General features: G+C 44.9%; 32 protein-coding genes. All 32 read right to left on the bottom strand.

All coding sequences use genetic code 11. From position 1 onward, the window contains the following. Positions 1 to 2: 2 nt before the first annotated feature. The 32 genes from GC097_RS11150 to rpoB all read right to left on the bottom strand — a co-directional run bounded on the left by GC097_RS11150 (position 3) and on the right by rpoB (position 24,785). Positions 3 to 296 (bottom strand): KOW domain-containing RNA-binding protein, encoded by a 294-nt coding sequence (locus tag GC097_RS11150; RefSeq protein ID WP_171683399.1) that lies wholly within the window; start codon positions 294 to 296, stop codon positions 3 to 5. 22 nt (positions 297 to 318) lie between these two features. Beyond that, entirely contained in the window at positions 319 to 1,071 is a 753-nt protein-coding gene (gene map, locus GC097_RS11145; RefSeq protein WP_171683387.1) for a type I methionyl aminopeptidase, read from the bottom strand. After that, entirely contained in the window at positions 1,071 to 1,721 is a 651-nt protein-coding gene (locus GC097_RS11140; protein WP_127457530.1) for an adenylate kinase, read from the bottom strand. The genes map and GC097_RS11140 overlap by 1 nt, the downstream gene beginning before the upstream one ends. Before the next feature lie 86 nt (positions 1,722 to 1,807). Then, on the bottom strand, positions 1,808 to 3,112 hold the full coding sequence (gene secY / locus GC097_RS11135; protein WP_167067692.1) for a preprotein translocase subunit SecY: 1,305 nt from the start codon (positions 3,110 to 3,112) through the stop codon (positions 1,808 to 1,810). Next, positions 3,112 to 3,552: a 50S ribosomal protein L15 gene (gene rplO / locus GC097_RS11130; protein WP_127457532.1), complete on the bottom strand. Its 441-nt coding sequence runs from the start codon at positions 3,550 to 3,552 to the stop codon at positions 3,112 to 3,114. The genes secY and rplO overlap by 1 nt, the downstream gene beginning before the upstream one ends. Before the next feature lie 36 nt (positions 3,553 to 3,588). Next, positions 3,589 to 3,777: a 50S ribosomal protein L30 gene (rpmD, locus tag GC097_RS11125; RefSeq protein WP_079417994.1), complete on the bottom strand. Its 189-nt coding sequence runs from the start codon at positions 3,775 to 3,777 to the stop codon at positions 3,589 to 3,591. Positions 3,778 to 3,788: 11 nt separating this feature from the next. Further along, the gene (gene rpsE / locus GC097_RS11120; protein WP_029196451.1) at positions 3,789 to 4,286 is read right to left on the bottom strand and encodes a 30S ribosomal protein S5; all 498 of its coding nucleotides are present in this window, start codon (positions 4,284 to 4,286) and stop codon (positions 3,789 to 3,791) included. A 28-nt stretch (positions 4,287 to 4,314) separates the two neighbouring features. Continuing rightward, positions 4,315 to 4,683: a 50S ribosomal protein L18 gene (rplR, locus tag GC097_RS11115; RefSeq protein WP_171683386.1), complete on the bottom strand. Its 369-nt coding sequence runs from the start codon at positions 4,681 to 4,683 to the stop codon at positions 4,315 to 4,317. 100 nt (positions 4,684 to 4,783) lie between these two features. Continuing rightward, a complete protein-coding gene (rplF, locus tag GC097_RS11110; protein ID WP_171683385.1) occupies positions 4,784 to 5,326 on the bottom strand; it encodes a 50S ribosomal protein L6 in 543 nt (180 codons plus the stop codon). Positions 5,327 to 5,355: 29 nt separating this feature from the next. Then, positions 5,356 to 5,754: a 30S ribosomal protein S8 gene (gene rpsH / locus GC097_RS11105; RefSeq protein WP_029196454.1), complete on the bottom strand. Its 399-nt coding sequence runs from the start codon at positions 5,752 to 5,754 to the stop codon at positions 5,356 to 5,358. 32 nt (positions 5,755 to 5,786) lie between these two features. Then, positions 5,787 to 5,972, bottom strand: coding sequence for a type Z 30S ribosomal protein S14 (locus GC097_RS11100; protein WP_029196455.1), 186 nt, complete (start codon positions 5,970 to 5,972; stop codon positions 5,787 to 5,789). A 36-nt stretch (positions 5,973 to 6,008) separates the two neighbouring features. Next, positions 6,009 to 6,551: a 50S ribosomal protein L5 gene (rplE, locus tag GC097_RS11095; protein WP_171683384.1), complete on the bottom strand. Its 543-nt coding sequence runs from the start codon at positions 6,549 to 6,551 to the stop codon at positions 6,009 to 6,011. A 33-nt stretch (positions 6,552 to 6,584) separates the two neighbouring features. After that, the gene (gene rplX / locus GC097_RS11090; RefSeq protein ID WP_209856245.1) at positions 6,585 to 6,938 is read right to left on the bottom strand and encodes a 50S ribosomal protein L24; all 354 of its coding nucleotides are present in this window, start codon (positions 6,936 to 6,938) and stop codon (positions 6,585 to 6,587) included. A 51-nt stretch (positions 6,939 to 6,989) separates the two neighbouring features. After that, on the bottom strand, positions 6,990 to 7,358 hold the full coding sequence (gene rplN / locus GC097_RS11085; protein ID WP_028557485.1) for a 50S ribosomal protein L14: 369 nt from the start codon (positions 7,356 to 7,358) through the stop codon (positions 6,990 to 6,992). Positions 7,359 to 7,393: 35 nt separating this feature from the next. Then, positions 7,394 to 7,657, bottom strand: coding sequence for a 30S ribosomal protein S17 (rpsQ, locus tag GC097_RS11080; protein WP_029196458.1), 264 nt, complete (start codon positions 7,655 to 7,657; stop codon positions 7,394 to 7,396). Positions 7,658 to 7,684: 27 nt separating this feature from the next. Then, entirely contained in the window at positions 7,685 to 7,882 is a 198-nt protein-coding gene (gene rpmC / locus GC097_RS11075; protein WP_028557487.1) for a 50S ribosomal protein L29, read from the bottom strand. Then, a complete protein-coding gene (gene rplP / locus GC097_RS11070; protein ID WP_157326751.1) occupies positions 7,872 to 8,306 on the bottom strand; it encodes a 50S ribosomal protein L16 in 435 nt (144 codons plus the stop codon). Before rplP ends, rpmC begins: the two co-directional genes overlap by 11 nt. A gap of 3 nt (positions 8,307 to 8,309) precedes the next feature. Then, entirely contained in the window at positions 8,310 to 8,972 is a 663-nt protein-coding gene (gene rpsC, locus GC097_RS11065) for a 30S ribosomal protein S3 (protein WP_171683383.1), read from the bottom strand. A gap of 13 nt (positions 8,973 to 8,985) precedes the next feature. Next, positions 8,986 to 9,318 carry a 50S ribosomal protein L22 gene (gene rplV, locus GC097_RS11060; protein ID WP_028557490.1) on the bottom strand — a complete coding sequence of 111 codons (333 nt, stop codon included), beginning with the start codon at positions 9,316 to 9,318 and terminating at the stop codon, positions 8,986 to 8,988. Positions 9,319 to 9,349: 31 nt separating this feature from the next. Further along, entirely contained in the window at positions 9,350 to 9,628 is a 279-nt protein-coding gene (gene rpsS, locus GC097_RS11055) for a 30S ribosomal protein S19 (protein ID WP_029196461.1), read from the bottom strand. Positions 9,629 to 9,676: 48 nt separating this feature from the next. Next, positions 9,677 to 10,507, bottom strand: coding sequence for a 50S ribosomal protein L2 (gene rplB, locus GC097_RS11050; RefSeq protein ID WP_171683382.1), 831 nt, complete (start codon positions 10,505 to 10,507; stop codon positions 9,677 to 9,679). 30 nt (positions 10,508 to 10,537) lie between these two features. After that, the gene (gene rplW / locus GC097_RS11045) at positions 10,538 to 10,828 is read right to left on the bottom strand and encodes a 50S ribosomal protein L23 (protein ID WP_127457540.1); all 291 of its coding nucleotides are present in this window, start codon (positions 10,826 to 10,828) and stop codon (positions 10,538 to 10,540) included. Beyond that, entirely contained in the window at positions 10,825 to 11,451 is a 627-nt protein-coding gene (gene rplD, locus GC097_RS11040; RefSeq protein ID WP_171683381.1) for a 50S ribosomal protein L4, read from the bottom strand. Before rplD ends, rplW begins: the two co-directional genes overlap by 4 nt. Before the next feature lie 16 nt (positions 11,452 to 11,467). Beyond that, the gene (gene rplC / locus GC097_RS11035) at positions 11,468 to 12,091 is read right to left on the bottom strand and encodes a 50S ribosomal protein L3 (RefSeq protein WP_029196463.1); all 624 of its coding nucleotides are present in this window, start codon (positions 12,089 to 12,091) and stop codon (positions 11,468 to 11,470) included. Positions 12,092 to 12,136: 45 nt separating this feature from the next. Beyond that, positions 12,137 to 12,445: a 30S ribosomal protein S10 gene (rpsJ, locus tag GC097_RS11030; protein ID WP_028557496.1), complete on the bottom strand. Its 309-nt coding sequence runs from the start codon at positions 12,443 to 12,445 to the stop codon at positions 12,137 to 12,139. Between the two features lie 239 nt (positions 12,446 to 12,684). Continuing rightward, positions 12,685 to 13,875, bottom strand: coding sequence for an elongation factor Tu (tuf, locus tag GC097_RS11025; protein ID WP_145669490.1), 1,191 nt, complete (start codon positions 13,873 to 13,875; stop codon positions 12,685 to 12,687). Positions 13,876 to 13,914: 39 nt separating this feature from the next. After that, on the bottom strand, positions 13,915 to 15,990 hold the full coding sequence (gene fusA / locus GC097_RS11020) for an elongation factor G (RefSeq protein WP_171683380.1): 2,076 nt from the start codon (positions 15,988 to 15,990) through the stop codon (positions 13,915 to 13,917). A gap of 39 nt (positions 15,991 to 16,029) precedes the next feature. Continuing rightward, entirely contained in the window at positions 16,030 to 16,500 is a 471-nt protein-coding gene (gene rpsG, locus GC097_RS11015; RefSeq protein ID WP_127457544.1) for a 30S ribosomal protein S7, read from the bottom strand. A gap of 44 nt (positions 16,501 to 16,544) precedes the next feature. Then, positions 16,545 to 16,964: a 30S ribosomal protein S12 gene (gene rpsL / locus GC097_RS11010; protein WP_028557500.1), complete on the bottom strand. Its 420-nt coding sequence runs from the start codon at positions 16,962 to 16,964 to the stop codon at positions 16,545 to 16,547. 161 nt (positions 16,965 to 17,125) lie between these two features. Next, the gene (locus tag GC097_RS11005; protein WP_171683379.1) at positions 17,126 to 17,377 is read right to left on the bottom strand and encodes a ribosomal L7Ae/L30e/S12e/Gadd45 family protein; all 252 of its coding nucleotides are present in this window, start codon (positions 17,375 to 17,377) and stop codon (positions 17,126 to 17,128) included. A 178-nt stretch (positions 17,378 to 17,555) separates the two neighbouring features. Continuing rightward, positions 17,556 to 21,176: a DNA-directed RNA polymerase subunit beta' gene (gene rpoC, locus GC097_RS11000; protein WP_171683378.1), complete on the bottom strand. Its 3,621-nt coding sequence runs from the start codon at positions 21,174 to 21,176 to the stop codon at positions 17,556 to 17,558. 69 nt (positions 21,177 to 21,245) lie between these two features. Next, positions 21,246 to 24,785, bottom strand: a complete 3,540-nt coding sequence (rpoB, locus tag GC097_RS10995) for a DNA-directed RNA polymerase subunit beta (RefSeq protein ID WP_171683377.1) — start codon at positions 24,783 to 24,785, stop codon at positions 21,246 to 21,248. Between the last annotated feature and the right edge of the window lie 57 nt (positions 24,786 to 24,842).

The following is a 24,842-nucleotide window of genomic DNA, read 5'->3' as shown; positions in this document are numbered from 1 at the left end:
AGTCATTCTCCTTTCTCTTGTGCTTCATCTTGCATAAGTTCAACGAATTTGGCAATTGCGAAGCGCAACTTTCCATTAGTAACACGGCCTGTTTCCCTAATGCTTGACTCCACTTCACTGCTAATCGTTTCTTGTAATTGAAGATGATTCAGGTTCTTCTTCTTCGGCTGATCGAATTTCCGATGCACACCGTCTGCAAGCCAGACAAAGCGATCATCGACAATACCAATCACGACCGCGTATTCTCCGGGATCTCTGCCGCGAAGCACCTTTACGATTTGACCCACCTTCGGCATCAACCTATCCACTCATCATCACCTACGATCTAGGCAAGGTTAATATTTCATAACCAGCAGCCGTAATGGCAACCGTATGTTCAAAGTGAGCACATAATGTCTTATCCGCAGTGACGACAGTCCAATCGTCTTTGAGTGTTTGGACAAATCTTTCGCCAACGACCACCATGGGTTCAATGGCTAGGACCATGCCTGGTTTGAGACGAGGACCTTTGTCAGGCACACCGTAATTCGGAATTTGGGGTTCTTCGTGAAGATCCGTTCCGATACCGTGACCGACATACTCTATAACCACGGAGAAGCCTGCGTCTTCAATACAAGTTTGGATTGCATGCGACAACGTGTAGAGTCTAGCATCCGGTTTAGCTTCTGCTATGCCTCGATACAGTGATTGTTCGGTCACGGCTAACAAACGTTTGGCCGTTTCAGAAATTTCACCGACAGGATATGTCCAAGCAGAATCTCCATGATAACCTTTATACTGAGCGCCAATATCAACAGAGATAATATCGCCCTCAACCAGCTTTCTTGGACCAGGAATACCATGAACTAATTCTTCGTTGACTGAAGCACAAATGCTTCCAGGAAAACCGTTATAACCTTTGAAAGATGGAATCGCTCCCTGACTGCGAATGTATTCCTCCGCGATCTGATCAAGTTCTTTCGTTGTAATGTTCGGACGAATTGCCCTTGCCAGTAAGCGGTGCGTTTCGGCTACGATACGCCCAGCTTCTCGCATTAGGTCTAGTTCAACCTCGGACTTACAAATGATCATTACGCTAGACCTCGTAGCAGTGAGCTAATTTGTTCGGTTACCGCATGAATGTCTTGTTCTCCGTTAACCTCACGCAATAATTCCCTCTTTTGGTAGTAATCCAGCAGCGGAGCGGTTTTATTGATGTACTCATCCAAACGCGTTCCGACTTTTTCTTCCGTATCATCAGACCGTTGGTACAACTCACCTGAACATTTATCGCATACGCCATCTTGCTTTGGTGGGTTGAAGATTACATGATACGTAGCACCACAGGATTTACAAATTCTTCGGCCGGTTAGTCGAGCAAGCAAGAAGCTGCGATCAACGGAAAGATTGATAACCAGTTCAATCTTCTTGCCTAAGGAATCTACAATTTCAGCTAAAGCATCTGCCTGAGCAACAGTTCTCGGGAACCCGTCAAGCAAAAAACCTTTATCGCAGTCCGGTTGAGCAAGACGCTCTCTCACAATACCATTCGTGATTTCATCAGGAACAAGAAGCCCCTTATCCACATAACCTTTGGCTTCAACACCAAGCGGTGTTCCTTGGCTCATCGCCAAGCGAAACGCATCTCCAGTCGAGATATGAGGAATTTGAAATTCACTTACGATTTTCTCTGCTTGCGTACCTTTGCCTGCACCAGGAGGCCCCATAAAAATTACGTTCAACTTTAAAACCTCCCATCGCACTCGGCATTACGAACAGCACAATAGGTGCCGATGTCGCAAAAAATTGCCCCATCGGAACCTATTTGCTATTTATTGATAAAACCTTTGTAATGACGTTTAATCAATTGGCTCTCGATTTGTTTCATCGTTTCAAGACCAACGCCTACTACGATAAGTAAAGATGTACCACCGATCCGAACCGAACTTGGCAAGCCTGCGAGACCTCCGAACAACATTGGAAGAATCGAGATTGCCGATAGAAACAGAGCTCCAGAAAGAGTAATTCTAGTCATTACACGAGTCAGATAAACAGAAGTTGTTTTACCAGGTCTGATCCCCGGTATGTAGCCGCCATTTTTCTTCATCTGATCAGCCATTTGAACTGGATTGATTTGTACGAAGGTATAAAAGTATGTGAATCCGATAATCAACAGTACATATAGGACAATCGCCAACGGTGCAGTTTGGTTAATACTCAGGTTATTAATAATCCATTCTGCAACGACATTACCTCTCCAATAGCTTGCAATGGTTGGAGGGAACATCAATAACGAAAGTGCAAAGATAACTGGGATTACACCAGCAGCATTCACTTTAAGTGGAATGTGCGTAGTTTGACCACCATACATTTTACGTCCAACTACCCGTTTGGCATATTGTACAGGGATCTTACGAACCCCTTGCTGTACAAAGATGACACCGGCAATAATCAGAATAACAACCAAAGCAATAATGATTAGTTTCACGATATTCAGGAACAAAGCTCCTTCGGTCGCAAACAGTGATTTGTAAATTTGCTGAATGCTTGTAGGAATCGCCGCGACGATACCTGCAAAGATGATAATGGAAATACCGTTGCCAATTCCAAATTCAGTGATTTGCTCCCCGAGCCACATCAAGAAAGCTGTACCAGCTGTCAGAACGATAGCGATCAAAGCAAATGTTGTGAAACCTGGATCAATTACGAGCCCGCTGTATAAACGGTTAAACCCAATTGAAAGACCAAATGCTTGCACAATACCTAAGATGATCGTTCCGTACCGAGTAACTTGCGTCATCTTCTTTCTACCAACATCCCCTTCTTTGGCCCATTGCGCAAAGCGCGGGACTACATCCATGGACAAAAGCTGAACGATGATAGAAGCTGTGATGTAAGGCATAATTCCCATCGCGAAGATGGAGAATTGGAAGAGCGCACCGCCGGAAAACGTGTTAAGCAAACCAAAGACATCGCTCTGATTCGCTTGGTCTTGAAGTTTAAGAACATCTGTGTTTATGTTAGGTACGGGAATAAACGCACCTAAACGGTAGACGATTAACAAGATCAGTGTGAATACAATCCTTCTACGTAAATCCTCTACCTTGAAGATGTTGGCTATGGTACTGAACATTAAATCACCTCGGTTTGACCGCCGGCAGCTTGGATTTTCTCAATCGCTGATTGAGAGAACTTATTCGCTTTAACGGTTAATTTTACTGTGATTTCACCGTTTCCTAAAATCTTGATGCCATCTTTAGGAGCTTTAACAATACCTGACTCCATCAATACTTCTGGAGTTACTTCAGTACCAGCTGCGAAGTTGTTCAAATCTTCAAGGTTCACGATTGCGTACTCCGTACGGAAACGGTTCGTGAAACCACGTTTAGGTAAACGACGGTATAACGGGTTTTGTCCACCCTCGAATCCAGGGCGAACGCCTCCACCGGAACGTGCGTTTTGACCTTTGTGTCCGCGAGTTGATGTTTTACCCATACCACTACTTGTTCCACGTCCAACACGTTTACGAGTTTGACGAGCGCCAGTAGCAGAACTAAGCTCATGTAACTTCATCGTTGCACACCTCCTCTAGATCTTAATATCGTGCTATTATGCTTCGATTTCTTTAACTTCTACCAAATGACTCACTTGATTAACCATACCTCTGATTGCTGCGTTGTCTTGGTGAAGAACCGTTTGGTGCAGCTTGCGCAGACCAAGAGTTTTCACAGTAACACGTTGCGTTTCAGGACGGCCAATCAGGCTGCGTTTTAGGGTAATTTGTAATTGTTTCGCCATGTTTACCCCTCCTAACCTAGTAACTCTTGAACAGTTTTTCCGCGAAGCTTTGCAACTTCTTCCGCTTTTTTCAAGCGGCTCAAGCCTTCAAGCGTTGCGTTAACCATGTTCATAGAGTTCGATGAACCAAGGGATTTTGTCAAGATATCGCCGATACCAGCAAGCTCAAGTACTGCACGAACTGGTCCGCCTGCGATAACTCCTGTACCTTGGGAAGCTGGCTTCAACAGAACACGTCCTGCACCAAACTTACCAGTTACAAGGTGAGGAATCGAAGTGCCTACGATTGGAACATGAATCAAGTTCTTTTTCGCATCTTCAATACCTTTACGGATTGCATCAGGAACTTCGGAAGCTTTACCGATTCCTGCGCCAACCCAGCCATTGCCATCGCCAACGACAACAAGTGCGCTGAAGCTGAAACGACGTCCGCCTTTTACTACTTTAGCTACGCGATTAATATTAACGACTTTTTCTGTTAGCTCTAAAGTATTAGGATCTACACGCAAGTCTTTTACCTCCTTATATATGTTTTTCCTAGAATTCTAGTCCAGCTTCACGAGCTGCGTCAGCCAATGCCTGAACACGTCCATGATAGAGGTAGCCACCGCGGTCAAATACCACTTGGTCTACACCTTTCTCTTTCGCACGTGCTGCGATCAATGCGCCAACTTTACGAGCAGCTTCAACGTTACCGCCGTTGCCGAGTTCGCTTTTCAGATCTTTATCTTGTGTAGATGCAGAAACGATTGTAACACCAGTAGTGTCATCAATCAATTGAGCATACATGTGTTTGGAAGAACGGAAAATGTTCAAACGTGGGCGAGCAGTTGTACCTTCAATTTTCTTACGAACGCGAAGGTGTCTTTTCAAACGTGCTTTGTTTTTATCGCCTTTAGTAATCATCTATACTTACACTCCTTTCATCACTTATGATGCGAGGCTTACGCTTAGATAGCAAGCTTTCTCTCGAAAGCTCTTAGCTATTACCCGCGATCTAACGATCTTATTTCTTCTTACCAGCTTTACCTTCTTTACGAAGAATACGCTCGCCTTCATACTTGATACCTTTACCTTTATACGGCTCAGGCTCGCGTACGGAACGAACTTTAGCTGCCATAGCGCCAACGCGTTCTTTATCGATTCCGCGAACGATAATTTTTGTGTTCGAAGGAACTTCGAACTCAATACCGCTCTCAGGAGTGATTTCAACTGGGTGGGAGTACCCAACGTTGAGAACCAGTTTGTCACCGCTTTTGTTAGCACGGTAACCTACGCCTACTAGATCCAAAGATTTCGCAAAGCCTTCCGTTACACCACTTACCATGTTGGCAACAACACTACGTGTTGTACCATGCAAAGCACGGTGGAGCTTGTTGTCGGAAGGACGCTCAACGGAAATCTCGTTTTCTAGAACACTTACTTTCATATCTTTATGAAGTTCACGGGACAAAGAACCTTTAGGGCCTTTAACCGTGATTTGAGTATCCTCTAGTGTTACATTTACACCACTTGGAATGGTGATTGGTTTGCGACCAATACGAGACATGTTTGCACCTCCATTCAATTACAATTGTATTACCAAACGTAGCAGATAACCTCTCCGCCAGCTTTGGATTGACGAGCATCTTTATCCGTCATAACTCCTTTAGATGTGGAGATGATGGCAATCCCTAATCCGCCCAATACACGAGGGATTTCTTGTGATTTCGTATAAACGCGTAGTCCTGGTTTGGAGATTCTCTTCAAACCGGAGATAACACGCTCATTGTTTGAACCGTATTTCAGGAACAAACGAATGATACCTTGTTTGCTATCTTCAACGTACTCAGCATCACGGATAAATCCTTCTTTTTTGAGGATTTCAGCGATTTCCCTTTTCACTTTTGATGCAGGGATTTCAACTGTTTCATGACGTACGATATTCGCATTACGAATGCGAGTTAGCATATCTGCAATTGGATCTGACATGACCATTTGTGTAAACCTCCTTCCCGAAAATAGGGTGATTACCAGCTTGCTTTTTTCACGCCTGGAATCTGACCTTTGTGTGCTAATTCGCGGAAACAAATCCGACAAATTTTGAACTTGCGAAGCACTGAATGCGGACGTCCGCAGCGCTCACAACGTGTGTATGCTTGCACTTTAAACTTCGGGGTACGTTGTTGTTTGACTTTCATCGAAGTTTTTGCCACTTAATATAACACCTCCTGATAGGTACGACCTGGAACCTATTTAACGAAAGGCGCTCCGAGTTGTGTTAAAAGCTCGCGAGCTTCCTCGTCGGACTTAGCCGTTGTTACGATAACGATATCCATACCACGAACTTTATCAACCTTATCATACTCAATTTCAGGGAAAATGAGTTGCTCTTTCAAACCAAGCGTGTAGTTTCCACGGCCGTCAAAAGCCTTGTTGGAAATACCACGGAAGTCACGTACACGTGGAAGTGATACGTTGAAGAGTTTATCCAAGAAATGATACATGCGCTCGCCGCGAAGTGTTACCTTCACACCGATTGGCATATTCTCACGAAGTTTGAAACCCGCGATTGCTTTTTTGGATCTAGTTACAACTGGTTTTTGACCAGCGATTTTTTGAAGATCTTCTACTGCAGTGTCAAGAACTTTGGAATTCGATACAGCCTCACCAACACCCATGTTGATAACGATTTTCTCGATTTTAGGAACTTGCATTACTGTTGAGTAGTTAAACTTTTGAATTAACGCTGGAGTAATTTCGTTCAAATAACGATCTTTCATTCTTACTGCCATGACTCAATTGCCTCCTTTCCATGCTTGTTTGTATTAGTCGATAACTTCGCCGGATTTTTTCGCGATGCGAACTTTCGTTCCGTTATCCAATACTTTGTATCCTACGCGAGTAGGTTTGCCGCTCTTAGGATCAATCAGCATCACGTTAGAAACGTGGATTGCAGCTTCTTGATTCAAGATACCGCCTTGCGGGTTTTGTTGGGATGGTTTCGCATGTTTCTTAACCATGTTTACACCTTCAACCAGTACACGGTTTTGACGAGGGTAAGCAGCGATTACACGGCCCTTCTTACCTTTGTCTTTACCAGTGATTACAAAAACCGTATCGTCTTTTTTCACGTGCAGTTTATTGTTATGAGATTCTAGTCTCTTTTTAGTTCTTGGCATTAGCTTCTACACCTCCTGAGGTTTCCCGTAAGGAAAACAGACTAACTGTTCTTAGATAACTTCTGGAGCCAAGGATACGATCTTCATGAAGTCTCTGTCACGAAGTTCGCGTGCAACTGGTCCAAAGATACGTGTACCACGTGGACTTTTATCTTCTTTCACGATAACAGCCGCATTCTCATCAAATGAGATATATGATCCGTCTTTACGGCGAGCACCGCTCTTCGTACGAACGATAACTGCTTTAACAACGTCACCTTTTTTGACAACGCCACCTGGTGTTGCTTCTTTTACTGAACAGACGATCAAATCACCAATGTGACCAACGCGACGACCAGTACCACCCAAAACGCGGATACACATTAATTGTTTCGCACCTGAGTTGTCAGCGACAGCCAAACGAGTAAATGGTTGAATCATCGTATTCCCTCCTTTCGGGGTTCATGTCTCGATTATTAGATAACAACGCCAACTTCAGTAATTTCAACCAGTCTCCAGCTTTTATCTTTGGATAATGGTCTAGTTTCACTGATTTTCACAGTGTCACCGATTTTAGCTTGGTTGTTTTCGTCATGCGCTTTAAACTTTTTCGTATATTTGATTCTCTTGTGATAGAGATCATGTTTTTTGTAAGTTTCAACAGCAACAACAATGGTTTTATCCATTTTATCACTGACAACTTTACCGATCAGAACTTTACGATCGTTACGTTCAGCCATCTAAGGAACCCTCCCTTCTAGATTTGGTTAGCCAATCCCCAATTCTCTTTCACGCAAAATAGTTTTGGCACGAGCGATCTCTTTACGCAAATCACGAATTTGAGTCGGGTTGTCCAATTGACCAGTAGCTAGTTGAAAACGGAGGTTGAAAAGTTCTTCTTTAAAACCATTAACTTTTTGCTCGATTTCAGCAGTGGTTAAGTTCCGGAATTCACTACCCTTCATTTGCTTCACCGCCTACTTCTTCTCTTTTCACGAACTTCGTTTTGATTGGAAGCTTGTGAGCAGCAAGACGCATCGCTTCACGAGCGACCTCTTCACTAACACCAGCGAGTTCAAACAAAATTTTGCCCGGTTTTACTACGGAAACCCATTTCTCCACGTTACCTTTACCACTACCCATACGAACTTCAAGCGGCTTTTGTGTAACTGGTTTAGCTGGGAAAATTTTAATCCAAACTTTACCGCCACGTTTGATATAACGTGTCATGGCAATACGTGCTGCTTCGATTTGACGGTTGGTTACCCAAGCCGGTTCTACCGCTTGCAGACCATATTCGCCAAAAGCTACTTCCGTTCCGCCTTTAGCGCGACCTTTCATGCTACCGCGGTGTTCTTTGCGGTGTTTTACACGTTTAGGTACTAACATGATTTAATTTCCTCCTTCCGGCTGAGCCTTTTTCTTAGCTGGCGGAAGCACTTCTCCACGATAGATCCATACTTTTACACCAATACGTCCGTAAGTAGTGTGTGCTTCTGCAGTACCGTAGTCGATATCAGCACGAAGCGTATGAAGTGGAACAGTTCCTTCGCTATATCCTTCCGTACGAGCGATCTCAGCACCGCCAAGACGTCCGCTAGTTGCTACTTTGATACCTTTTGCACCGGATCTCATTGTTCTTTGCATAGCTTGTTTCATTGCACGACGGAAAGAAACACGACGCTCCAATTGAAGTGCAACTGCTTCAGCTACTAGGATAGCATCAAGGTCAGGGCTTTTGATTTCAGAAATGTTGATGTGAACTTTTTTATTGGACAAGCCAGCGATGTAGTTGCGAATTACTTCTACTTCAGCTCCGCCTTTACCAATAACCATTCCTGGTTTTGCAGTATGAATCGTAACGTTCACACGGTTAGCCGCGCGCTCGATGTCGATATGGGAAACTGCAGAATCTTTAAGTTTATTTTTTAAGTATTCGCGGATTTTGACGTCTTCAAGCAACAGAGTTCCGAAATCTTTCTCTGCGAACCATTTGGACTCCCAATCACGAATAATACCAATTCTTAGGCCTACCGGGTTGACTTTCTGACCCACACGTTATCCCTCCTTATTTCTCAGATACCACGATTGTAATGTGGCTGGTACGTTTTTTGATCGCGCTAGCGCGGCCCATTGCACGTTGTTGGAACCTTTTCATTGTCGGTCCTTGGTTAACAAACGTCTCAGAAACCACTAGCTTATTAGGATCTAATGAGTAGTTATGCTCTGCATTGGCAATTGCGGAGTTTAGAAGTTTCTCCAGGATTGGAGAAGCTGCTTTAGGCGTATGACGCAGAATCGCGATCGCTTCACCTACCGCTTTTCCCCGAATCAAGTCAACAACTAGCTTTGCTTTACGAGGAGCAATCCGAGCGTGGTTCAATATTGCTTTAGCTTGCATGGTAGTACCTCCTCTCGGTTAAAAATTGAAATTAGCGTTTACCGGTTTTCTTATCGTCATCGTGACCTTTGTAAGTACGTGTTGGAGCAAATTCACCAAGCTTATGTCCAACCATATCTTCCGTTACGTATACAGGCACGTGTTTTCTTCCATCGTACACTCCGAAAGTGTGACCAACGAATTGCGGGTAAATCGTAGAACGACGGGACCACGTTTTGATAACCAGTTTTTTGCTGGATGTGTTCAAGTCTTCTACTTTTTTCAGTAAGTATCCATCGATAAATGGACCTTTCTTTAAGCTGCGACCCATGGGTGTTCCTCCCTTCCTTGAACCTCAAGAAAATTCATATATCCTAGATTACTTCGTACGACGACGTACAATGTATTTATCGGATGCTTTACCTTTTTTACGAGTTTTGAAACCAAGCGTCGGTTTACCCCATGGAGACATAGGTGATTTACGTCCGATTGGTGCGCGTCCTTCACCACCACCGTGTGGGTGATCATTCGGGTTCATTACAACCCCACGAACTTGAGGACGATTGCCTTTCCAACGATTACGTCCTGCTTTACCGATTTTCACGAGCTCGTGATCTTCGTTACCAACAGAACCGATTGTTGCGCGGCAAACTTTAAGAACTTTACGAACTTCACCAGAGGAAAGGCGAATCGTTACATAAGTTTCTTCTTTACCAAGAAGTTGAGCTTCAGTACCAGCAGCGCGCACTAGTTGTGCACCTTTACCAGGTTTCAACTCAATGTTGTGGATAACTGTACCAACTGGAATGTTTTCCAATGGAAGAGCGTTACCTACTTTGATATCGGATTGTGGTCCGGATACGATGCGATCGTCCACTTTAAGGCCTTTAGGAGCGATGATGTATCTTTTCTCACCATCAGCATAATGAATCAATGCGATGTTTGCGGAACGGTTAGGATCGTACTCAATTGTAGCAACGCGTCCTGGTATTCCATCTTTATTGCGTCTGAAGTCAATAATCCGGTATTTACGTTTGTGTCCGCCGCCATGGTGACGAACTGTAATTTTACCTTGGTTATTACGACCAGCATGCTTGAACAGAGGAGCAAGCAACGATTTCTCCGGTGTTGATGTTGTGATTTCTTCAAAAGTAGAAACCGACATCGCACGACGAGCTGGTGAGGTTGGTTTATATTTTTTAATTGGCACTCTGATTTCCTCCTTACTTTAAGAAATGGTTTATACCGATTCAAAGAATTCCAATTCTTTGCTTTCTGCGCTTAGGGACACGATAGCTTTCTTCCAGATGGAAGTGTAGCCGGAGTGACGACCATAACGTTTTGGCTTAGCTGGCATTCTGAGTGTGTTTACATTTGTAACTTTTACTTTGAAGATTGCTTCGATAGCTTGTTTAATTTCTGTTTTGTTAGCGCGAAGATCCACTTCGAAAACATACTTTTTGTTAGCCATTAGGTCGCTTGTACGCTCAGTGATGATCGGGCGCTTGATAATGTCGCGTGGATTTTTCATTGTGCAAGCACCTCCTCAACTTTCTGTACAGCTTCTTGCGTAATGATCAATTTGTCATACAACATGACATCACGAACATTTACGCCATCAGCAGCAACGAATTTCACACCTGGGATGTTACGAGCAGACAAAGCTACGTTGGAGTCGTTATCAACGCCTACAACCAATACTTTGCGATCAGCTTTCAGGTTGTTCAAGATTGCTACAAATTCTTTCGTTTTAGGAGCATTCAATTGAAGTTGATCCAATACGATCAAGTTGTTATCAAGAACTTTCGAGGACAAAGCGGATTTGATCGCTAAGCGACGAACTTTTCTAGGCAATTTGAAACCATAGCTGCGAGGAGTTGGTCCGAATACGGTACCGCCGCCTTTCCACTGTGGAGCACGAATACTACCTTGACGAGCACGGCCAGTTCCTTTTTGTTTCCAAGGTTTACGACCGCCGCCGCGAACTTCCGAACGACCTTTTGTTTTGTGAGTTCCTTGACGCACAGCCGCTTGTTGCAAAAGAACAGCTTCGTGAATCGCATGAACGTGAGGCTCAATTCCGAAAACAACGTCAGACAGTTCAACTTCTCCTACCTGAGCACCTGTTACATTATATAAAGCTACTTTTGGCATCTGTCTTCCTCCTTTCCTACTTTTTAACAGCAGACTTCACGCTAACGTAGCTGTTTTTAGGACCCGGAATGGAACCTTTAACTAGCAACACATTACGCTCAGCATCTACTTTAATAATTTGAAGATTTTGCAATGTTACAGTCTCGTTACCCATATGTCCTGGCAACTTTTTACCTTTTGGAACGCGGTTCGCTTGAATGGAACCCATCGAACCTGGTCCGCGGTGGTAACGGGAGCCGTGAGCCATAGGGCCTGTTGACTGGTTATGTCTTTTGATGTTACCTTGGAAACCTTTACCTTTGGAAGTACCCGTTACATCAACGAATTCGCCCTCTGTGAACAGATCTGCTTTCAGTTCTTGGCCAACTTCATAGTCACCCAACTGAATGCCGCGAATTTCTTTAACGTAGCGCTTAGGCGTTGCCCCTGCTTTTTTCGCATGGCCAAGCTCTGGTTTAATGATTCTGCTAGCTTTAACATCATCAAAACCGATTTGGATTGACTCATAACCGTCGTTATCCACATCTTTCTTTTGAAGAACCACACATGGTCCCGCTTGAATGACAGTTACCGGAACTACATTACCCTCCGGAGTAAACAACTGAGTCATCCCTAGTTTTTTTCCTAAGATACCTTTCATCGTTGACACCTCATTTCCTTCCTAAACGTTCATTCTATAGTTGTTTTACAGTTTGATCTCAATGTCTACGCCAGACGGTAAGTCCAAACGCATTAGAGCATCAACTGTTTGTGGTGTTGGATTCACAATATCGATAAGACGCTTATGCGTACGCATTTCGAATTGCTCACGCGAATCCTTGTACTTGTGTACCGCACGAAGAATCGTGATGATTTGCTTCTCTGTCGGAAGCGGAATCGGACCGGATACACCTGCACCGGAACGCTTGGCAGTTTCCACGATTTTCTCAGCTGATTGATCAATGATTCTGTGATCATAAGCTTTCAAACGGATACGAATTTTTTGCTTTGCCATATAAGTCCCTCCTTCTATCGCCCAATTTAGTATCGGACATACTCCGTGAAAATTCTCCGACATCCATCCCCATGGCAAAGGGGCCAGGTGTGTCGGCAACCTTTCACATCATCGCAACGTCACAGACCAACGTTTTATATTATATAAAATTCCGAAACTAAATGCAAGCGAAATTTTAGGCATTTGCATAAAAAAACACCCATCGCCTAAACGATGAGTGTTTCTTCTATATAAAGGGATTACTTTTGAATTGTAGCAACCGCGCCCGCACCAACAGTACGTCCGCCTTCACGAATCGCGAAGCGTGTTCCTTCTTCGATTGCGATTGGGTTGATTAGTTCAACTGTAACTGTGATGTTATCGCCTGGCATAACCATTTCAGTACCTTCTGGAAGGTTGATGATACCTGTTACGTCAGTTGTACGGAAGTAGAACTGTGGGCGGTAACCAGTGAAGAAAGGCTTGTGACGGCCACCCTCTTCTTTAGTTAGAACGTAGATTTGAGCTGTGAAGTTCGTGTGTGGTTTAACTGAACCTGGTTTCGCAAGTACTTGTCCACGCTCGATATCTTTACGGTCAACACCACGAAGAAGAGCACCGATGTTGTCGCCAGCTTGAGCGGAGTCAAGCAATTTACGGAACATCTCTACGCCTGTTACAACGCATTTGCGAGTTTCTTCAGCGATACCAACGATTTCAACTTCTTCTTGAACTTTAACAGTTCCACGCTCAACACGACCTGTAGCAACTGTTCCACGACCAGTGATTGAGAATACATCCTCAACTGGCATAAGGAACGGTTTGTCTGTTTGACGCTCAGGAGTTGGGATGTAAGTGTCAACTTGTTCGAACAACTCAACAATTTTGTCAGCCCATGCGCCATCTGGGTTTTGAAGAGCTTCACGAGCTGCACCGCGGATGATTGGAGTATCATCGCCTGGGAACTCATATTCGTTAAGAAGGTCGCGAACTTCCATCTCAACCAATTCAAGCAACTCTTCGTCTTCAACCATGTCACATTTGTTAAGGAATACTACGATGTAAGGTACGCCTACTTGACGGGAAAGAAGGATGTGCTCGCGAGTTTGTGGCATAGGGCCATCAGCTGCGGATACAACCAGGATCGCTCCGTCCATTTGAGCAGCACCAGTGATCATGTTTTTAACATAGTCGGCGTGACCTGGGCAGTCAACGTGTGCGTAGTGACGGTTAGGTGTTTCGTACTCAACGTGAGCTGTGGAGATTGTGATACCGCGCTCGCGCTCTTCTGGTGCTTTATCGATTTGGTCGAAAGCTACTGCAGCTCCACCGTATCTTTTGGACAATACAGTTGTGATAGCAGCTGTCAAAGTTGTTTTACCATGGTCAACGTGACCGATAGTACCGATGTTAACATGCGGTTTATTACGTTCAAATTTAGCCTTTGCCATTTTAAACGATTCCTCCTTAGAGTGACTATTAGTTTTATATTAAGCGCCTTTGCCTTTTGCAATAATTTCTTCTGCAATGGACTTAGGTACTTCTTCATAATGCGAAAGTTCCATGGAGTAAACACCACGGCCTTGTGTTCTCGAACGAAGTGTTGTGGAGTAACCAAACATTTCGGAAAGAGGTACCTTAGCACGGATGATTTGCGCGCCATGACGGTTATCCATACCTTCGATACGTCCACGACGGGAGTTAAGGTCACCCATAACATCGCCCATGTACTCTTCAGGTACAGTAACTTCAACCTTCATGATTGGCTCAAGAAGAACCGGTTTACATTTTTCTTTTGCAGCTTTAAGTGCCATGGATCCCGCGATTTTGAACGCCATTTCATTGGAGTCAACATCATGGTAAGATCCATCAACAACAGTAGCTTTGATATCCACGAGCGGGAATCCTGCGATTACACCGTTTTTCATGGATTCTTCGATACCAGCTTGAATAGGTGCGATGTATTCTCTTGGAATAGATCCGCCCACTACTTTGCTTTCGAAAACGAAACCTGCTCCAGCTTCTTGAGGTTCGAACTCAACCCAACAATGTCCGTATTGACCACGGCCACCGGATTGACGAACGAATTTACCTTCAACTTTAGCTGCCGCGCGGAATGTTTCACGATAAGCAACCTGCGGTTTACCTACGTTTGTTTCTACTTTGAACTCGCGAAGCATACGGTCAACGAGGATCTCAAGGTGAAGCTCACCCATACCTGCAATGATCGTTTGTCCTGTTTCTTCGTCTGTTGAAGCACGGAAAGTAGGATCTTCTTCAGCAAGCTTTTGCAATGCGATACCCATTTTATCTTGGTCCGCTTTCGTCTTCGGCTCAACAGCAAGCTGAATAACCGGTTCAGGGAAGTTCATGGACTCAAGGATAACTGGGTGCTTCTCATCACAAAGTGTATCGCCAGTTGTTGTATCTTTCAATCCAACTGCCGCAGCGATATCACCTGCATATACGATGCTGATTTCTTGACGGCTGTTCGCATGCATTTGAAGAATACGGCCAACACGCTCACGTTTGCCTTTCGTTGCGTTAACAACGTAGGAACCGGAGTTCAAGGTACCAGAGTACACACGGAAGAAAGTAAGACGACCAACGAAAGGATCCGTCATGATTTTGAATGCAAGCGCTGAGAACGGTTGATCATCAGCAGACTTACGAACCACTTCAGTTCCATCGTCAAGAACACCTTTAATATCAGGTACATCAAGTGGGGATGGCAGGTAGTTAATAACTGCATCCAACATCAATTGAACACCTTTGTTTCTGTAAGAAGATCCGCAGATAACTGGGAAGATCTTAACTTCGCAGACACCTTTACGCAGTGCTGCTTTGATTTCGTCAACAGTCAATTCTTCGCCTTCAAGGTATTTCATTGTAAGCTCTTCATCAAGCTCAGCAACTTTTTCTACCAATTCCAAACGGAGCTCTGCGACTTTATCTTTGAACTCAGCAGGAATTTCGATTTTCTCGATATCCTTACCAAGATCGTCTTTGTACATATACGCCACTTCTTCAACCAAATCGATGATGCCTTTGAATTCATTCTCAGCACCAATCGGAAGTTGAATAGCAACAGCATTTGCACCTAATTTCAAACGCATGGATTCAACAACTTGCAAGAAATCTGCACCGATGATATCCATTTTGTTAACGTAAGCAATACGAGGAACATTGTATTTATCAGCTTGTCTCCAAACTGTTTCGGATTGAGGCTCAACGCCTTCTTTCGCGCTAAATACACCAACTGCTCCATCCAATACACGAAGGGAACGCTCTACCTCAACGGTAAAGTCAACGTGTCCCGGGGTATCAATAACGTTGATACGGTGACCATCCCAGTGAGCAGTTGTAGCAGCGGAAGTAATTGTGATTCCGCGCTCTTGCTCTTGTTCCATCCAGTCCATCGTTGCTCCACCTTCGTGGACTTCACCGATTTTGTGTACACGGCCTGTATAGAACAAGATACGCTCAGTGGTAGTTGTTTTACCAGCATCAATATGTGCCATGATCCCGATATTACGTGTATTATTCAAGGAGTACTCTCTAGCCATAAGTCGTTATGTCTCCTTTCTATAATCTGTTTTATTATTCTACCAACGATAGTGAGCGAACGCTTTGTTAGCTTCGGCCATCTTGTGTGTATCTTCACGTTTCTTAACGGAAGAACCTGTGCTATTGCTAGCATCGATAATTTCATAAGCCAATCTTTCTTCCATCGTCTTCTCACCGCGAAGACGGGAATAGTTGACCAACCAACGCAAACCAAGTGTCGTACGACGCTCTGGTTTTACTTCGATTGGAACTTGATAGTTCGCTCCACCTACGCGGCGAGCTTTAACTTCAAGAACTGGCATAATGTTTTTGATAGCAGCTTCGAACACTTCCATCGGCTCTTTACCTGTACGATCTTTCACGAGGTTAAAAGCGTTATATAGAATGGACTGTGCTACCCCTCTTTTTCCATCGATCATAATACGATTGATAAGACGAGTAACAAGTTTGCTATTATAAATCGGATCTGGCAATACGTCTCTGCGAGTAACTGGACCTTTACGAGGCATAGTTATCCCCCTTTCTTATAAGAATCATCCCTGATTATTATTTCTTATTTTTTTACTTTCGGACGTTTAGTACCGTATTTGGAACGGGATTGCTTACGGTTGTTAACACCGGAAGTATCCAGCGCGCCACGCACGATGTGATAACGTACCCCTGGAAGATCTTTAATTCTTCCTCCACGGATCAATACAACGCTGTGCTCTTGCAGGTTGTGACCGATACCTGGAATGTATGCAGTCACCTCTACACGGTTCGTCAAACGAACACGAGCATATTTACGAAGTGCGGAGTTAGGCTTCTTAGGAGTCATTGTACCTACACGAGTGCAGACACCACGTTTTTGAGGTGCACTCAAATCCGTTGCCTCTCTTTTCAAAGCGTTAAAACCTTTTTGCAAAGCTGGTGATTTAGACTTATCCACCTTCGCTTGACGACCTTTACGTACTAGTTGATTAATTGTTGGCATATCGCCACCTCCTCCCTAAATTCATAACATGATAGACTTTTTGCAAGCCCACAGATCCAGGCGAGTCATAAATGAGCAAAGAGAAAGTCTTTGCCACGGGCAGCTGCAAAAGTTATGAAAACTTATGTACGCCATCCCACTAACAAAAACGTCTTAAGCGTTTATTCATTTACAACAGCTGCTACCGCAGCTCCAACTTCAATTCCACATGCTTTACCTAGCATCTTCATAGAATCTACATAGGTTATTGGCACACCCTTTTGGTTACAGAGAGCTACCAGCTTTATCGTCAATCGCGGATCTGCATCTTTAGAAACAAACACTTCAACAGCTTTATCTTGCTCGACTGTCTTAGTTACCTTCTTCGTCCCTACACTTATATTCTTCGCCTGTTTGACTTTATCATAAGACATAAGGCACCCCCTTCAAAGAAAGGAAAGAATATCAACTTAGGCACACTACGATATATTAGCATTTTGGGATTCCAGTGTCAAGGAAGATCTTCTTGCCTTTTTTAACATAATCATAGTTTCATAAGAAAAACCAAGAGGGACAGCTCAAATGGCTATCCCTCTTAGATTTATATAGACGTTATTCTACGGCTACAGTTTCTTTTTCGAGATCCTCATCTTGCACGAGCACTTCGTTAGGGTCCGTAATACGGATGTTCCGGTAACGAGGCATACCCGTTCCTGCAGGAATGAGTTTACCGATAATAACGTTCTCCTTCAGACCGAGCAATTGGTCGACCTTGCCTTTGATCGCTGCATCCGTCAAGACACGAGTTGTCTCTTGGAAGGACGCCGCGGACAGGAAGGAATCTGTCTCAAGGGACGCTTTGGTGATACCGAGCAAGATTGGTCTTGCTACAGCTGGCTCATTGCCGGCGAACAAGGCTACTTTGTTGGCTGCTTCATATTCATGAATGTCTACGAATGAGCCTGGCAGCAGCGTCGTATCTCCAGCATCAACGATGCGGATTTTCCGCAACATTTGACGAACCATAACTTCAATATGCTTATCGTTAATTTCTACCCCTTGGTTACGGTAAACACGTTGAACCTCTTGCAGAATGTAGTTCTGCACGCCGCGGATACCTTTGATGCGAAGCATTTCTTTCGGATCGATGGACCCGTCTGTCAGCTCGTCTCCGGCCTCTACTTGTTGGTTCAGGGATACACGTACACGGGAACCATATGGAACTGCATATACCTTGGATTCCGCTTCACCTTGGACTTCGATTTCACGACGATCTTTCGCCTCGCGAATTTCTTTGACGACACCGTCAATCTCGGAAATGATCGCTTGACCTTTCGGATTCCGAGCTTCGAAGAGCTCTTGAATACGCGGCAAACCTTGCGTAATATCGTCTCCGGCAACACCACCGGTATGGAACGTACGCATCGTCAACTGTGTTCCTGGCTCACCGATGGATTGAGCGGCGATGATACCTACAGCCTCACCAATCTCAACGAATTGGCCAGTCGCCAAGTTGCGTCCGTAACATTTCTTACAAACACCATGATCCGTACGACAGCTCAGTACTGAACGAATTTGCAGTTTTTCGATGCCTGCTTCAATAATCGTATCAGCTATCCCGGACTCGATGAGTTCATTGCGTTGAACAATGACTTCACCTGTTTTTGGATGACGAAGTGTCTCATAAGCATAGCGTCCTTCAATACGGTCATAGAGATCTTCGATAACCTCTTTACCATCTTGGATTTTGCTAACCATGAAGCCTTTGTCCGTACCGCAATCGTCCTCACGAACGATAACATCCTGTGCTACGTCTACGAGACGACGAGTCAAGTAACCGGAGTCAGCTGTACGAAGCGCTGTATCGGCAAGACCTTTACGCGCACCGTGCGTGGAGATAAAGTATTCCAAGATCGTTAAACCTTCACGGAAGTTCGATTTAATCGGCAACTCCATAATTTTACCGGATGGATTCGCCATCAAACCACGCATACCGCCAAGCTGTGTAATCTGAGATTTGTTACCCCGTGCTTTGGACTCAACCATCATCGAGATGGAGTTATACTTATCAAGGGATTTCATCAGAATATCTGTGATTTCATCCTTCGCTTTACTCCAGATCGCAATGACACGGTCATAACGCTCTTCATCCGTAATCAAACCGCGGCGGTATTGGTTCGTAACTACTCGTACTTTCTCTTCACACTCTTTGAGGATTCCTGCTTTTTCAGTCGGAACCACAACATCGGAGACAGCAACGGTAATACCCGCTTTGGTGGAGTACGTAAATCCAAGCTCTTTGATTCTATCAAGGATCATCGACGTTTGCGTCGTGTGGTATTTACGGAAGCACTCAGCAATGATGGAGCCGAGGTATTCTTTACCTACCGCTTTGTTCTCAGGACGCTCAAGCATAATGGCTCTTAGATCTGCACCTTTATCAAACACAAAGTGAGCATCCGGAATACCATTCAGCAAGTTCGTTTTGGTCGGTTCATTGATGAATGGGAAATCGCTAGGATAGATTTCGTTCATAATGATTTTACCGATCGTTGTAATCAACATGGCATTTTGTTGTTTCTCAGTAAAGCTGGTTTTATTCAACGCTTTGGCTGGAATAGCAACACGTGCGTGCAAGGCCATTTTGCCCGATTGATAGGAAGATACTGCTTCGTGTACTGTTCTAATGATAGAACCAGCACCTTTAGCAAATTTATTGTCCGTTGTTAAATAGAAACTTCCCAGAACCATATCCTGTGAAGGCGTAACAACCGGCTTGCCGTCTTTCGGGTTCAAGATGTTACCTGATGCCAGCATCAATAAACGAGCTTCTGCTTGCGCTTCAGATGACAAAGGAACGTGGACAGCCATCTGGTCACCGTCGAAGTCAGCGTTGTAGGCTGTACATACGAGAGGATGCAGCTTGATGGCACGGCCTTCCACGAGAATCGGCTCGAACGCCTGAATCCCGAGTCTGTGCAGCGTGGGGGCACGGTTCAGAAGAACCGGGTGCTCCTTAATAACTTCTTCGAGAACATCCCAAACATCCGGACTTACGCGCTCGACTTTACGTTTCGCGCTTTTGATGTTGTGAGCCAAACCTTTATTTACAAGCTCTTTCATTACGAAAGGCTTGAACAATTCAAGCGCCATTTCCTTCGGAAGACCACATTGGTACATCTTCAGGTGAGGTCCTACTACGATAACGGAACGACCGGAATAGTCAACACGTTTACCGAGCAAGTTTTGACGGAAACGTCCTTGTTTACCTTTCAGCATATGGCTGAGGGATTTCAACGGACGGTTACCAGGTCCTGTTACCGGACGGCCGCGGCGGCCGTTATCGATAAGAGCATCTACTGCTTCTTGCAGCATGCGCTTCTCATTTTGAACGATAATGTCCGGAGCGCCCAGGTCGAGCAACCTTTTGAGACGGTTGTTACGGTTGATAACCCGGCGATAAAGATCATTCAAGTCGGAGGTCGCGAAGCGCCCGCCGTCCAGTTGAACCATCGGACGAAGTTCCGGTGGGATAACCGGAAGTACATCCAGAATCATCCAACCCGGCAAGTTCTTCGAGTTACGGAATGCTTCCATAACTTCCAAACGCTTGATCGCACGATTACGGCGTTGACCTTGCGCTGTTTTCAATTCTTCTTTGAGCGTATCGACTTCACGTTCGATATCGATATCGATCAGAAGCTTTTTCACTGCCTCAGCACCCATGCCCGCTTGGAACGCGTAGCCATACTTCTCGCGGTAGCTGCGGTATTCTTTTTCGGAAAGAAGCTGTTTCTTCTCCAAAGGTGTATCCCCTGGATCGGTTACCACATAGGACGCGAAGTAGATAATTTCCTCCAAGGATCTTGGAGACATATCTAAAGCAAGACCCATGCGGCTTGGAATGCCTTTAAAGTACCAGATATGCGATACAGGAGCTGCAAGCTCAATGTGTCCCATACGCTCACGACGTACTTTCTGGCGAGTTACTTCAACGCCACAGCGGTCACAAACGACGCCCTTGTAACGGACGCGTTTGTACTTACCGCAATGACATTCCCAATCTTTGGTTGGTCCGAAGATCTTTTCGCAGAAAAGACCTTCTTTCTCAGGTTTTAAAGTTCTGTAGTTAATCGTTTCCGGCTTCTTTACTTCCCCACGGGACCAAGAGCGAATTTTATCGGGTGATGCCAAACCGATTTTCATAAACTCGAAGTTGTTAACGTCCATCAAGGAGCAACCCTCCTTTAAGAATTTAAACCCACTATGCAGTGAATCGATCTCGATCTAATGTGGTGTTCTCTATTCGTTGACCCCTAATTCAGAGCCCTCTAAATTTAGGTTTAATTTATCACTGGTGACTTCGTCGTCATCATCGGCTTCACGCATTTCGATCTCTTCTTCGTCGCCGGAAAGGATTTTGACGTCCATACCCAAACTTTGAAGCTCTTTGATCAAAACTTTGAATGACTCCGGAACACCTGGTTCTGGAACATTCTCGCCTTTTACAATGGACTCGTATGTTTTCACACGGCCTACGACGTCATCGGACTTCACAGTAAGAATCTCTTGCAGTGTATAGGCGGCACCATAAGCCTCAAGCGCCCATACCTCCATCTCCCCGAATCGCTGACCACCGAACTGCGCTTTACCACCCAGCGGCTGCTGAGTAACAAGGGAGTAAGGTCCTGTGGAACGGGCATGGATTTTATCGTCAACCATGTGCGCCAGTTTGATCATGTACATGACGCCAACCGTAACTTCGCGCTCGAAAGATTCCCCTGTACGTCCATCGTACAGAATCGTTTTACCGCTGCGCTGCATGCCGGCTTCTTCCATCGCATCGAACACGTCATACTCGCGCGCTCCGTCGAATACAGGCGTAGCCGCGTGGATACCGAGGTACTTGGAAGCCATACCTAAGTGAACTTCAAGCACTTGACCGATATTCATCCGTGAAGGAACCCCTAGTGGATTCAAGACAACCTCAACCGGAGTTCCATCCGGAAGGAAAGGCATATCTTCTTCAGGAAGAATACGTGCAACGACCCCTTTGTTACCGTGACGTCCCGCCATTTTATCGCCTTCGGAAATTTTCCGTTTTTGTGCGATATAGACACGAACGAGTTGGTTCACACCAGGAGGCAGCTCATCGCCGTTCTCACGGGTAAATACTTTTACATCGACAACAATACCGTCCGTACCGTGCGGTACGCGAAGGGACGTATCACGAACTTCACGAGCTTTCTCCCCGAAGATCGCGTGCAGCAATCTTTCTTCCGCTGTAAGCTCAGTCACACCCTTAGGCGTTACTTTACCTACGAGGATGTCGCCAGCGCCGATTTCGGCACCGACACGGATGATTCCGCGCTCGTCAAGATTTTTCAACGCATCTTCCCCAACGTTCGGGATGTCGCGTGTAATTTCTTCAGGTCCAAGCTTCGTATCACGTGCTTCGGACTCATATTCCTCAATGTGAATGGACGTGTACACATCTTCTTTCACAAGCTTTTGGCTTAACAAGATCGCATCCTCGTAGTTGTACCCTTCCCAAGTCATGAAGGCTACGACAACGTTGCGGCCCAAAGCCAATTCGCCTTGCTCTGTCGATGGTCCATCAGCAAGAATATCGCCCGCCTTAATCATTTGGCCCTTTTTCACAATCGGACGTTGATTAATGCACGTACCTTGGTTGGAACGCATGAATTTGTGAAGCTTATATTTGACGATATTGCCGCTGACCAATTTGCCGTCAACCATTTCCTGGCGACGCAGCCAAATTTCATTCGCAGCAGCTTTCTCAATAATTCCATCAAATTTGGATACAATACATACTCCCGAGTCCTTCGCGACTTTGTGCTCCATACCTGTACCTACTAGAGGCGCTTTTGGAATCAAAAGAGGTACAGCTTGACGCTGCATGTTGGATCCCATCAATGCACGGTTGGAGTCATCGTTTTCAAGGAACGGAATTAAAGCGGTCGCTACGGAAACAACTTGCTTCGGAGAAACGTCCATGTAGTCGACACGTTCAACCGGCAGCGTTAAGTTATCATCTTTGTAACGCACGATAATCGCTGAATCAACGAATTTATTGTCATCCGTCAACTCGGCATTCGCTTGCGCGATTACATAGTTATCTTCTTCATCCGCAGTCAGGTAAGCGATTTGGTCAGTAACAGTTCCCGACTTCGGATCTACCCAACGGTACGGTGCTTCAATGAAGCCATACTCATTAATACGGGCAAACGTAGACAAGGAGTTGATCAAACCAATGTTCGGTCCCTCTGGAGTCTCAATTGGGCACATACGGCCATAGTGAGAGTGATGGACGTCACGAACTTCCATCCCTGCGCGCTCTCTCGTCAAACCGCCGGGTCCGAGTGCGGATAGACGTCTTTTGTGCGTCAATTCAGCAAGCGGATTCGTTTGGTCCATAAATTGAGAAAGCTGCGAGCTTCCGAAGAACTCTTTGATCGACGCGATAACAGGACGAATGTTGATTAAAGCTTGTGGCGTAATGACATTCGCATCTTGAATGGACATACGCTCACGAACAACACGTTCCATACGGGACAGACCGATACGGAATTGGTTTTGCAGCAATTCACCAACAGAACGAAGTCTACGGTTACCTAAGTGGTCAATATCATCCGTATTCCCAATGCCATGCAGCAAATTGATGAAATAGTTGATGGATGAAATGATATCGGCAGGCGTGATGTTCTTCACTTGTTTGTCGATAACCCCGTTAGAGATTACTTTAACAACCTTGCCTTCTTCTGTCGGCGAGTACACGTTAATGCACTGAACAGGGATCGTATCCGCGCCAGTTACACCTTTCGGAATGGAGAACTCTTTGTAGCCTGCTCCTTTTTCGATAAAAGGAAGGATTTCGTCCAACACGCGACGATCCAGCAGTTGTCCTGCTTCCGCGATGATTTCTCCCGTTTCGGAATCCACCAAAGTTTCCGCCAGACGCTGATTGAACAATCTATTTTTAATGTGTAATTTCTTATTGATTTTGTAACGGCCTACGTTAGCCAAATCATAACGCTTCGGATCAAAGAAACGAGCAACGATTAAGCTTCTTGCATTATCAAGCGTAGGCGGTTCGCCCGGACGAAGACGCTCATAGATTTCGATCAACGCTTTTTCCGTAGAATCCGTGTTATCTTTATCGAGCGTATTACGAATATATTCGTTATCACCGAGCAAATCCAAAATCTCTGCATCCGTGCCAAACCCTAATGAACGAAGCAGTACCGTTACTGGAATTTTGCGCGTGCGATCGATACGGACATAGATAATATCCTTCGCATCGGTTTCAAGCTCCAACCAAGCTCCACGGTTCGGAATGACCGTTGCCGTGTAAGTTTTTTTGCCGTTTTTATCCACTTTCGTGCTATAATAAACACTGGGGGAACGAACGAGCTGGGAGACGATTACACGCTCCGCACCGTTAATAATGAACGTTCCCGTATCGGTCATAATAGGGAAATCCCCCATGAACACTTCTTGTTCCTTGACCTCTCCGGTTTCCTTATTAATCAAACGGACTTTGACTCTTAACGGCGCCGCATAGGTTACGTCGCGTTCTTTGGATTCATCGACCGAATACTTAGGATCGCCTAAGCTATAGTCAATAAATTCCAGTACTAGGTTGCCTGTAAAATCCTGAATTGGAGAGATATCCTGAAACATCTCACGTAATCCTTCTTCCAAAAACCACTCATACGATTTTTGCTGGATTTCAATCAGGTTTGGAATGCCCAGCACCTCATTAATTCGTGCATAAGTCCTGCGTTTACGTCGTCCAAATTGAACAAGATGTCCCGCCAACTTTCATTCACCCCTCAACTCTACTCAATAAATAAAAAGAAGAAGAAAAACTTCGAC

Source organism: Paenibacillus planticolens, from assembly GCF_013141725.1.
GTDB lineage: Bacteria > Bacillota > Bacilli > Paenibacillales > NBRC-103111 > Paenibacillus_E > Paenibacillus_E planticolens.
This window is presented reverse-complemented; position numbering and strand designations above follow the sequence as displayed.